The following is a 10,173-nucleotide window of genomic DNA, read 5'->3' as shown; positions in this document are numbered from 1 at the left end:
TCGACGACGCCGAGCTCACCGCGAGCCTCGACGCGCTCGCACAGGGCCGCTGGACCGCCGCCCGGACCCTGCTCGCCGCGACCGGCACCGACTGGGAGCGCCGCGGTCACCGCCTGCTCGTCCTCGGTGCCGCCAGGACAGGCGCCGTCTGGGCCCGCGAATGGCAGCTCGCCGAGCCCGACAGCCCCGACGCCACCGCCTTCGTCGCGGCCGCCGCGGTCCACCGCGCACTGCGCGGCAAGGAGCCCGCCGAGGCCGCCCGCGACCGCTGCCTGGCCGCCGCCGGGATGGCGCCCGCCGATCCCACCCCCTGGCTCGCCCTGCTCCTCCTGGCCCGCGCCACGGGCACCCCCGATGAACGCGAGCACGCCTTCGACCAGGTACGCGCCCGCCATCCGGGCCACCACCACGCCCACCACCTCATGGCCGCCTGCCTCGCCGAGCACCAGCCGGGCGACGCCGACGACCCGCTGCACCAGGTGTACGACTTCGCCGCCTGGGCCGCCGAGCAGGCCCCGGCCGACTCCCCGCTGGCCGTCCTGCCCGTCGTCGCCCACGCCGAGCGCTACCGCGTCCTGGCCGCCGCCGGGCTGGAGCCCGCCGACCCCGCGGCGTCCGGGCACTGGGCCACCCGCCGCGCCCGCCAGGCCATGAAGGCCGCCTTCGACTGGTGGCTGGAGTGGGAGGGCGCCCACGCGGGCATCCACGCGGGCGCCCGCGCGGGCAGTACCGGGGGCGCCACCGGCCACCCGCGCGGCATGGTCGACCTGAACTTCCTCGCCCACGCCAAGTACTGCGAAGGGCGGCTGGCCGAGGCCGCCGCCCTCTTCCACCGCATCGGCCCGCACGTCACCGCCGAGCCCTGGGGCTACCCCGACCGCGACCCGGCGCGCGCCTTCCGGGCCGCCCGCGACCTCGCCCTGCGCGCCACCTGATCCCGCCGCCGTCCCCGGAAAGGACCGTTCCGCCATGCCCACCGGCAGTACGCACGAGATCAGCACCTTCAAGGGACAGGACCGCGCCCTGCGCGCCGGCCGCATCGGTACCCCCGGCCTCCTGCTGTCCGTACTGGCCGCCAGCGCCCCGCTGATGGCCGTGGCCGGCGTCATGGTGACCACGTACCAGGTCATGGGCATCGTCGGACAGCCGCTGCTGTTCGTCATCCTCGGCGTGGTGATGGCGCTGTTCAGCGTCGGATACGCCGAGATGAGCCGGCACGTGCACAACGCCGGTGCCTTCTACGCGTACATCGCCAGGGGCCTGGGCGGCACCGCGGGCACCGGCGCGTCCTTCGTGGCGCTGGCCGCCTACAGCGCCCTCCAGGTCGGCATCTACGGCATCTTCGGCTTCGAGTTCGCCGCCCTGCTCGGCGCGTTCTTCGGCGTCACCGTCGTGTGGTGGGTCCCCGCTGTCCTGGCCGTCCTGCTCGTCGGCGCCCTCGGCGCCCTGAAGATCGACCTCAACGCGAAGGTGCTGGGCGTCCTGCTTCTCATAGAGGTCGCCCTCATTGTGGTCTTCGACCTCGCGTTCGCCGCGCAGCCCGGGCCGCAGGGCCTCTCGCTGCACGCCTTCGACCCCGCGACCCTCGGGGGCGCGGGCCTCGGTACGGCCCTGTGCTTCGCCGTCGCCGGCTTCCTCGGCTTCGAACAGGCCCCGGTGTACGCGGAGGAGACCAGCCGGCCGGGCACCGTCGTGGCCCGCGTGATGTTCCTCGCCGTCGGCTTCTCCGCGGTCTTCTTCGCCCTCAGCTCCTGGCTGATCGGCGTGGCCACCGGCCCCGACCACGTCGTGGCCACCGCGGGCAAGGAGGGCCCCGGCCTGATCTTCGCGCTCGCCGAGCCCCGCCTCGGGGGTCTCTTCACCGACGTCCTGCACGTCTTCTTCGTGACCGGGATCTTCGCCTCGATGCTCAGCTTCCACAACGTCGTGGCCCGCTACGCCTTCGCCATGGGGCGCGAGGGTCTGCTGCCCGCCGCCCTCGGCCGCACTTCGAAGGCCAGCGGCGCACCGGCCCTCGGGTCGTTCCTGCAGACCGTGGTCTCGCTGCTCGTCGTCGTGGCGTTCGCCGTCACCGACCGCGCGCCCACGGGCGACCCCACCACCCCGGTACTGAAGCTCTTCACCTGGGGCGGCAACATCGGCGCCCTCGGGGTCATCGCCCTGATGGCCACCGCGTGCGCCGCGGTCATCGCCTTCTTCGTACGCCGCGGCGCCGGCCGCGCCCAGGCCGGGCGGCTCACCGCCGCCGCCGTCGCCGGGCTCGCACTGCTGGTCGTCCTGGTCTACGCGGTCAAGGACTTCGGCGTCCTGGTCGGCGCCGGTGCGGGCTCGACGCTGAGCCTGCTGCTGCCGGCCCTCATCGGCCTCGCGGCGGTCGTGGGACTCGTGTACGGGCGCGTGCTGCGCACCACCCGCCCCGAGGTGCATGCCCGGATCGGCCTGGGCAATCAGGCGTTCCAGCTGGAGAAGGCGGCCGCCGACGGGGCGCCGGGCACGGAGCCGGGGCCCGGCGTCCTCAGCCCTCCAGGGACGCGCTGACGCGCCGGGAGACCTTGATCGCGTAGAGGTCCAGGATGCCGGGCGGCTCGGCGAGGCCGGGGCCGCCCGCCCGTATCCACGCGGCGATGTCCGCCAGCGCGTCGTCGTCGTTGACCAGCCCCAGCCATACGGGGCGGCCGCCCGCCGCACGCCCCTCGGGGGACGGCTGGACCACGACCACGTTCGCCTGGTCGCAGACGTCCAGGCACTCCGAAGCGCGCACCGTGGCCGCGCCGTCCAGCGCGGCGCGCAGCCGCGGGATCTGGCCCGCGTGGTCGACGCCGGGAATCTTGCCCGCGTCACCGCAGCAGCAGCCGCGGCACACCGTGACACGGCAGGAGGCGGCCTGGGCGGCGGGGCGGCGGGAACGCTTATTGATCACCCGCCCATCGTACGGGGCGCCGGTGCCGCTCCGGAGGGCCCACGGGTGTGGTCCTCAACTCGCGGTGACGGAGGGGACTTTGGGGTAGGACCGCTGGCATGACTGATACTGATACGCACATCGGCTCCGGCGCGCTGCCCTCTGGTGCGGCGACGCACATACCCGGTCCCAAGGGGCTGCCGCTCCTCGGGTCGATGTTCGAACTGCAGCAGGACTCCCTGGGAGCGTTCCTGCGGGCCCGCCGCGACCACGGTGACGTGGTGCGGGTGTCGGCGGGGCCGCCCGGCCTGCGGACGGTCCTGCACGGCGTCTTCTCCGCCGAGGGCGTGCAGCAGGTGCTCGCCACGGAGTCCGCGAACTTCCGCAAGGACAACCCGTTCTACGAAGAGGTCCGGGCCGCCTTCGGCAATGGCCTGCTGACCAGCCAGGACGCCGACTATCTGCGGCAGCGGCGGCTGGTGCAGCCGCTCTTCACCAAGCGCAGGGTGGACGGGTACGCCGATGCGATCGCCCAGGAGGCCGACGCGGTCGTTGAACGATGGGGCGAGCGGACGACCGTCGACCTCGTCGGCGAGATGAGCCGGCTCGCGCTGCGCACGGTCGCGCGCATCCTCTTCGGAGCCGACGTGGAGGCCGCCGTGGAGGTCATCCACCGCTCCTTCCCCGTGATCAACTCCTACGCCCTGAGCCGCGCGTACGCCCCGGTGAACGTGCCCCGCGAGTGGCCGACCCCCGGGAACCGCCGTGCCATGGCCGCGATCGCGGAGGTCTACGCGGTCTGCGACCGGATCATCGCCGAGCGCCGCGCGGCCCCCGAGGGCCCGGTCGGCGACGACCTGCTCACCCTTCTCGCGCAGGCCGGCAGCGAGGAGGACGGCAGCCTGGACGCGACCGAGATCCGCGACCAGGTACTGGTCTTCCTCCTCGCGGGGCACGAGACAACCGCGACCTCCATGGCCTTCACGCTGCACCTGCTGTCGCGCCACCCGGAGGAGCAGACACGCGCCCGGCAGGAGGTCGACGAGGTACTGGGCGACCGCGCGCCCACCGCCGCGGACCTGGAGCGGCTGCCGTATCTGACGCAGGTGCTCAAGGAGGGCATGCGGCTCTACCCGGCCGCTCCGGTGGTCGGCCGCCGGGCCGTCGCGGACACGGAGATCGGCGGCTACCGCATCCGGGCCGGCTCGGACGTCGTGGTCGCCCCCTGGGTGACGCACCGCAACCCGGACCTGTGGGAGGACCCGGAGCGCTTCGATCCCGAGCGGTTCACGCCGGAGCGGGTGGCCGCGCGGCACCGGTACGCGTGGTTCCCGTTCGGCGGCGGGCCGCGGGCCTGCATCGGCCAGCACTTCTCGATGCTGGAGTCGGTACTGGCGCTGGCGACGCTGCTGCGCGGGTACGAGCTGGAGGCGGCGGACGACGCCGAGGTGCCCGTCGCCGCGGGCATCACCCTGCAGGCCAAGGGCCCGGCGCGGGTCCGGCTGCGGGCGCGCCGAGAGCCCTCCGCATAAACGCAACGAAAATAGTGTTTGCGTTTTCGTTGCGACCGGCGTAGCGTCTTTCCCGGCCCCATTGCCGTCGATTGGAGAAGGCCGTTGCTCGTCTGAGGTCTTGAGACACCGCGCTGGTCCAGCGCATCGTGACCCGACCTCGGCGTGCCATCGTGCCCACGACGGCCGTCCGGCCGCCCGCGTACACCTCCGTGTACGCGGGATGCGTACGGCAGTTCCGTACGCATCCCCGGCGGCCGGCACCTTCACGGTCCCCCGCACCAGCGGTGTCTCCCTGTGCTGCTCCAACAGCCCACCCCCTTGCTTCCAGGAGACCCGTATGTCCATGTCCTCACACACCGGCCCCGCCACCTCCGTCGTCTGCACCGGCCTGACCTTCGCCTGGCCCGACGGCACGACCGTCCTGGACGACTTCCAGCTCACCATCGGCCCCGGCCGCACGGGCCTCATCGGCCTCAACGGCGCAGGAAAATCCACCCTGTTGAAGCTCATCGCCGGCGAGCTGACGCCGGCCGCCGGCAGCGTCAGGGCCACCGGCGACATCGGCTACCTCCCGCAGAACCTCACCCTGGACACCACCCTCCCGGTCGACGAAGTACTGGGCATCGCCCGCACCCGTGCGGCGCTGCACGCCATCGAGGGCGGCGACGCGAGCGAGGCCCACTTCACCGCCGTCGGCGACGACTGGGACGTCGAGGAGCGCGCCCGCGCCACCCTCGACCAGCTCGGCCTGCACGGCATCGAGCTGGACCGCACCCTGGGCGAGGTGTCCGGCGGCGAGTCCGTCCTGCTGCGGCTGGCCGCCCTGCTGCTGCGCCGCCCGGACGTGCTCCTCCTGGACGAGCCGACGAACAACCTCGACCGCCGGGCCCGCGCCCGGCTGCACGAAGCGGTCGAGCGCTGGTCCGGCGTGCTGGTCGTGGTCAGCCACGACCGGGAGCTGCTGGAGCTGGTCGACCAGATCGCCGACTTCCGGGCCGGCGAGGTCCACTGGTACGGCGGCAACTTCAGCGCGTACGAAGCGGCCCTCGCCGTCGAGCAGGAGGCGGCCGAGCGCATGGTGCGGGTCGCCGAGGCGGATGTGCAGCGCCAGCGCCGCGAACTGTCCGACGCCCACGTGAAGCTGGCCCGCCGGGTCCGCTACGGCAACAAGATGTCCGCCAACAAGCGCGAGCCGAAGATCATCATGAACGAGCGCAAGCGCCAGGCCCAGGTCTCGGCGGGCAAGCACCGCATCATGCACACCGAGAAGCTCAAGGAGGCCAAGGAACGGCTCAGCGAAGCGGCCGACGCGGTCCGCGACGACGACGCGATCCGCATCGACCTGCCGTACACCGCCGTGCCGCCGGGCCGCGGCGTGCTCACGCTCCAGGGCCTGACGACCCGCTGCGGCACCCGCGTCGACCTGGAGCTGCGCGGCCCCGAGCGGCTCGCCCTCACGGGACCCAACGGCTCCGGCAAGACGACGCTGCTCCGTACGGTCACCGGCGAGCTCGCCCCGGTGGCGGGCGAGGCGACGGTCCATGTACCGCACCGCTTCCTGCCCCAGCGCCTGGACGTGCTCGACGACCGGCTGACCGTCGCGGAGAACGTCGCCCGCTTCGCCCCGCAGGCCACCGACAACCGGGTACGGGCCCGGCTGGCCCGCTTCCTCTTCAAGGGCGCCCGCGCCGACCAGCCGGCCGCCACCCTCTCCGGCGGGGAGCGCTTCCGTGCGACCCTCGCCGCCCTCATGCTCGCCGAGCCCGCCCCGCAGCTCCTGCTCCTCGACGAGCCCACCAACAACCTCGACCTGGCGTCCGTGCGCCAGCTGGTCACCGCCCTCGACGCATACGAAGGAGCCCTGATCGTGGTGAGTCACGATGAACGATTCCTGGCGGAGGCGGGCATCACCCGCACGCTGGACCTGGGCAGCCCGCCCCAGGACCCCGCCGTGGAGCCGGACGCCCCGTAGCCGGACGCCTGGAGCCGGATGCCGGGGGGCAGCGGCCTCAGAAGTGGTGCAGCAGCTCCGTGAAGGCCGAGAGCCGCAGCACTCTCTCGTCCGCCGGGTCCAGCTCGCTGTGCTCCAGTACCCACGTGTTGTCGTTCGGGATGAACACCGCGTTCATCCCGGCGGCACGCGCGGGGAGGATGTCCGACTTGGGGGAGTTGCCGATCATCCAGGCCGACTCCGGCGTCAGCGCGTACTCCCGCGCCAGATTCCGGTAGGTGCCGACGTCCTTCTCCGCGACGATGTGCACCCCGCGGAAGTGGTGCGCCAGCGCGGAGTTGTCCACCTTCCGCCGCTGCTCCTCCGCGTCACCCTTGGTCAGCAGCAGCAACTCGTGCCGCCCCGCCAGCTCGGCGAGGGTGGCGGCGACCCCGGGGATCAGCTCCACAGTGCCGCCGTTGAACGACGCCGCCCAGGCCGCGATCCGCGCCAGCTCCGCCGCGGTGGCGTCCCGGCCGTGCAGCTGCATCAGACACTCGCCCAGGCTGCGCAGGAACACCTTGCTGCCGTAGCCGTGCACCTGAGCGTTGGCCGCCTCGACGGCGTCCAGGGCCGCGCGCACACCGTCCCGCCCGAGCCGCAGCCCGATCTCGGGGTCCGTCATCCAGTCCAGGAACTCCTCGATGACCCGCTCGAAGATGACGTTGTTCTCCCAGAGCGTGTCATCCGCGTCAAAGATCAGAACCTTCTCCGTGCCACCCAACGCCGTTCCTCCCGCACGCAAGCCGTTCGTCATCCGTCCGACCGCGCACAGTAGTGAGCCCACCCGGCGCAACGCACGGGGTTATCGGTGGGCCGGCCCACGCCGCCGCACACGGCGGAGGGCCGGCCGAGTATCAACTCGACCGGCCCTCACCGCACTGTGGTGTCCGAGGGGGGACTTGAACCCCCACGCCCGATAAAGGGCACTAGCACCTCAAGCTAGCGCGTCTGCCATTCCGCCACCCGGACAAGGTGTCTGTCGGGCGGGCCGCCTGGGCCGTTCCGACGTGGAAAACCATAGCAAACATTTGGGGGTGGTCGATCACGCGCTCGGCCGGGGCGCTCCGGGGCCCGCGCCGGCGCGGGGCTGTGACCAGCGTGTGTCGGGGGTATTGCGGCCTTGGGCGCGGGGCGGGGGAGAGGGAGGATGGCAGCAGACCCCGCCGCGGTGACCGCGCGTACCGGTGCGAGCCGCGGCCGTGAAGCATGAGGAGGCAGCGTGAGCGAATCGAAGCCCGCACCGGACACGACGAGGCCGGTACCGGCCGTCACCGGCGAGGACGAGGTCGTCGATCTGTGCCGCGATCTGATCCGGATGGACACGAGCAACTACGGCGATCACTCGGGCCCGGGGGAGCGCGTGGCCGCCGAGTACGTGGCGGAGAAGCTCGCCGAGGTCGGGCTGGAGCCGCAGATCTTCGAGTCGCACAAGGGGCGCGCCTCCACCGTGGCCCGTATCCAGGGCGAGGACCCCTCGCGGCCCGCGCTGCTGATCCACGGGCACACGGACGTCGTACCGGCCAATGCCGCGGACTGGACGCACGACCCGTTCTCCGGCGAGATCGTGGACGGGTGCGTGTGGGGCCGCGGCGCCGTCGACATGAAGGACATGGACGCGATGACGCTGGCGGTCGTCCGTGACCGGCTGCGTACGGGCCGTAAGCCCCCGCGCGACATCGTGCTGGCGTTCCTCGCGGACGAGGAGGCCGGCGGTGTGTACGGAGCGGGCCACCTCGTCCGGGAGCACCCGGAGCTGTTCGAGGGCGTCACGGAGGCGATCAGCGAGGTCGGCGGGTTCTCGTTCACCGTCAACGAGAATCTGCGGCTCTACCTCGTCGAGACGGCCCAGAAGGGCATGGACTGGATGAAGCTGACCGTGGACGGCACGGCCGGCCACGGTTCGATGATCCACAAGGACAACGCGATCACCGAGCTGTCCGAGGCGGTCGCGCGGCTGGGGCGGTACGAGTTCCCGGTGCGGGTCACCAAGACGCTGCGGCACTTCCTCGACGAGCTCTCGGACGCGCTGGGCACCGAGCTCGACCCGGAGAACATGGACGAGACGCTCGCCAAGCTCGGCGGCATCGCCAAGCTCATCGGCGCCTCGCTGCGGAACACCGCCAACCCGACGCAGCTGGGTGCCGGGTACAAGGTCAACGTCATCCCCGGGCAGGCCACCGCGCACGTCGACGGGCGCTTCCTGCCGGGGTACGAGGAGGAGTTCCACGCCGACCTGGACCGGATCCTCGGACCGCGGGTCAAGCGTGAGCCCATGCACGCGGACAAGGCGCTGGAGACCACCTTCGACGGCGCCCTCGTGGACGCCATGCAGACCGCGCTGCGGGCCGAGGACCCGATCGCGAAGGCCGTGCCGTACATGCTCTCCGCCGGCACGGACGCGAAGCACTTCGACAACCTCGGCATCCGCGGCTTCGGGTTCGCGCCGCTGAAGCTGCCGCCGGAGCTGGACTTCGCGGGCATGTTCCACGGCGTGGACGAGCGGGTGCCGGTGGATGCCCTCAAGTTCGGTACGCGGGTGCTCGACCGGTTCATCGAGCTGAGCTGAGGCTGCGTGGCGACCGGAGGCGAGGCCGCGTGGGCGGCCCAGTCGGCCCCGCGCCGTCGCCCCCGTGCGTCAACTCGGGTCAGTCTTTCGTGAGCACTTAACTGAAAAGAGTGAATGAAACCATAGGCTCGTAGCTTCAATACATCTTCCTCGTTACATGGAGTGCGACCCGAAGTTTGCGGTCGCATTGCCTACAAGGAGGAACAATGATCAAGAAGGTCGTCGCTGCTGCGGCTGCTGCTGGTGGTCTGGTGCTCGCGGGTGCGGGTCTGGCCGTCGCCGACTCGGGTGCGCAGGGTGCTGCCCTCAATTCGCCCGGTGTCCTTTCCGGCAACACCGTTCAGGTGCCGGTCCACGTTCCGGTGAACGCCTGCGGCAACACGGTCTCCGTGATCGGGCTGCTGAACCCCGCCTTCGGCAACACCTGCGTCAACGACTGACGTTGAGCATCACCCCGATGAGGGCGTGATCCCGCTCGGCCCCGCAGCGCCTGCCATGCGCTCCGGGGCCGACGGGCTTTCGACGGACGGGCACCCACGACCGTCCGTCCCGGCGGACGGGGACCCACGCTTCGTCCGCCCTTCGAAAAGCAAAAAGGGGAAGGGACGACCTATGCGTAAGGTCGCGAGAAAAAGCCTGATCACCGTGGTGGCCGCGAGTGGAGCGCTCGCCGTTTCCGGCGGTTACGCGCACGCGGATTCGGGCACGAGCGGTGCGGCCGCTCATTCACCGGGGGTGCTGTCGGGAAATACGGTTCAGGTCCCGGTCCATGTCCCGGTCAATGCATGCGGGAACACCGTAAATGTCGTCGGCCTGCTCAATCCGGCCTCGGGGAACAGCTGTGGGAACGGCTCCGGCGGAGGGCACGGTTCCGGCCCGAGCGCCGGGGTGAAGGGCGGTACCCACGACTCCCCGGGCGTCGGCTCGGGGAACAGCGTGCAGGTGTCCGTGGACATTCCGATCAACGCCTGTGGGAACAGCGCGAACGTGGTGGGAGCGCTCAACCCCGCCACGGGCGCCGAATGCGGCGACGCGCCGTCCCGCCCCGGCGAGCCGGAGTCCCCGGGCGGGCCGGAGTCGCCGAGCCCGTCCCAGCCGCCGGGCGACGGCACGACGCCCCCTTCGCACGAGCCGGGTGGGTCGGGCGGTCCGGGGTCGACGCAGCCGGGCGGCGACGAGGGCTCGGGCCTGCACCCGCAGA

9 protein-coding genes and 1 tRNA gene are annotated in these 10,173 nt (G+C 72.0%); 7 read left to right on the top strand and 3 right to left on the bottom strand.

What is annotated here, in order from left to right:
* The coding region (locus tag CCS38_RS34095) for a hypothetical protein (protein WP_223737390.1) at positions 1–935 on the top strand (935 nt) is incomplete at its 5' end.
* Positions 936–969: 34 nt separating this feature from the next.
* The gene (locus tag CCS38_RS34090; protein WP_223737388.1) at positions 970–2,538 is read left to right on the top strand and encodes an APC family permease; all 1,569 of its coding nucleotides are present in this window, start codon (positions 970–972) and stop codon (positions 2,536–2,538) included.
* Here the strand turns inward: CCS38_RS34090 and CCS38_RS34085 are convergent.
* Positions 2,516–2,917, bottom strand: a complete 402-nt coding sequence (locus CCS38_RS34085; RefSeq protein WP_223737391.1) for a (2Fe-2S) ferredoxin domain-containing protein — start codon at positions 2,915–2,917, stop codon at positions 2,516–2,518. The genes CCS38_RS34090 and CCS38_RS34085 overlap by 23 nt on opposite strands.
* Before the next feature lie 101 nt (positions 2,918–3,018).
* Here CCS38_RS34085 and CCS38_RS34080 point away from each other — a divergent pair, with 101 nt between their 5' ends.
* Both CCS38_RS34080 and CCS38_RS34075 read left to right on the top strand, forming a co-directional pair.
* Positions 3,019–4,431 (top strand): cytochrome P450, encoded by a 1,413-nt coding sequence (locus tag CCS38_RS34080; RefSeq protein WP_223737385.1) that lies wholly within the window; start codon positions 3,019–3,021, stop codon positions 4,429–4,431.
* A gap of 319 nt (positions 4,432–4,750) precedes the next feature.
* Positions 4,751–6,385, top strand: coding sequence for an ABC-F family ATP-binding cassette domain-containing protein (locus CCS38_RS34075; protein WP_223737384.1), 1,635 nt, complete (start codon positions 4,751–4,753; stop codon positions 6,383–6,385).
* Positions 6,386–6,422: 37 nt separating this feature from the next.
* Here the strand turns inward: CCS38_RS34075 and CCS38_RS34070 are convergent, their stop codons facing one another.
* Together CCS38_RS34070 and CCS38_RS34065 are read right to left on the bottom strand one after the other, a co-directional pair.
* On the bottom strand, positions 6,423–7,160 hold the full coding sequence (locus tag CCS38_RS34070) for an HAD family hydrolase (protein WP_372457198.1): 738 nt from the start codon (positions 7,158–7,160) through the stop codon (positions 6,423–6,425).
* Positions 7,161–7,287: 127 nt separating this feature from the next.
* A tRNA-Leu gene (locus CCS38_RS34065) sits at positions 7,288–7,375 on the bottom strand.
* Positions 7,376–7,625: 250 nt separating this feature from the next.
* Here CCS38_RS34065 and CCS38_RS34060 point away from each other — a divergent pair.
* From CCS38_RS34060 to CCS38_RS35620, 3 genes are all read left to right on the top strand, one after another.
* On the top strand, positions 7,626–8,972 hold the full coding sequence (locus CCS38_RS34060) for a M20/M25/M40 family metallo-hydrolase (protein WP_223737379.1): 1,347 nt from the start codon (positions 7,626–7,628) through the stop codon (positions 8,970–8,972).
* 206 nt (positions 8,973–9,178) lie between these two features.
* A complete protein-coding gene (gene chpH / locus CCS38_RS34055) occupies positions 9,179–9,412 on the top strand; it encodes a chaplin ChpH (protein ID WP_223737378.1) in 234 nt (77 codons plus the stop codon).
* A gap of 172 nt (positions 9,413–9,584) precedes the next feature.
* On the top strand, positions 9,585–10,173 hold a 589-nt coding region (locus CCS38_RS35620; protein ID WP_223737376.1), incomplete at its 3' end, for a chaplin.

Source organism: Streptomyces purpurogeneiscleroticus (assembly GCF_020024005.1).
Classification (GTDB): Bacteria; Actinomycetota; Actinomycetes; order Streptomycetales; family Streptomycetaceae; genus Streptomyces; species Streptomyces purpurogeneiscleroticus.
Note: the sequence above shows the minus strand (reverse complement) of the source record. Positions and strands in the feature narration are given on the sequence as shown.

What these genes read in the sequence shown, in the direction of transcription:
- CCS38_RS34080 (WP_223737385.1), top strand. Translation starts at nt 3,019, where the DNA reads ATGACTGATACTGATACGCACATCGGCTCCGGCGCGCTGCCCTCTGGT.
- CCS38_RS34075 (WP_223737384.1), top strand. Translation starts at nt 4,751, where the DNA reads ATGTCCATGTCCTCACACACCGGCCCCGCCACCTCCGTCGTCTGCACC.
- CCS38_RS34090 (WP_223737388.1), top strand. Translation starts at nt 970, where the DNA reads ATGCCCACCGGCAGTACGCACGAGATCAGCACCTTCAAGGGACAGGAC.
- chpH (WP_223737378.1), top strand. Translation starts at nt 9,179, where the DNA reads ATGATCAAGAAGGTCGTCGCTGCTGCGGCTGCTGCTGGTGGTCTGGTG.
- CCS38_RS34070 (WP_372457198.1), bottom strand. Translation starts at nt 7,160, where the DNA reads ATGACGAACGGCTTGCGTGCGGGAGGAACGGCGTTGGGTGGCACGGAG.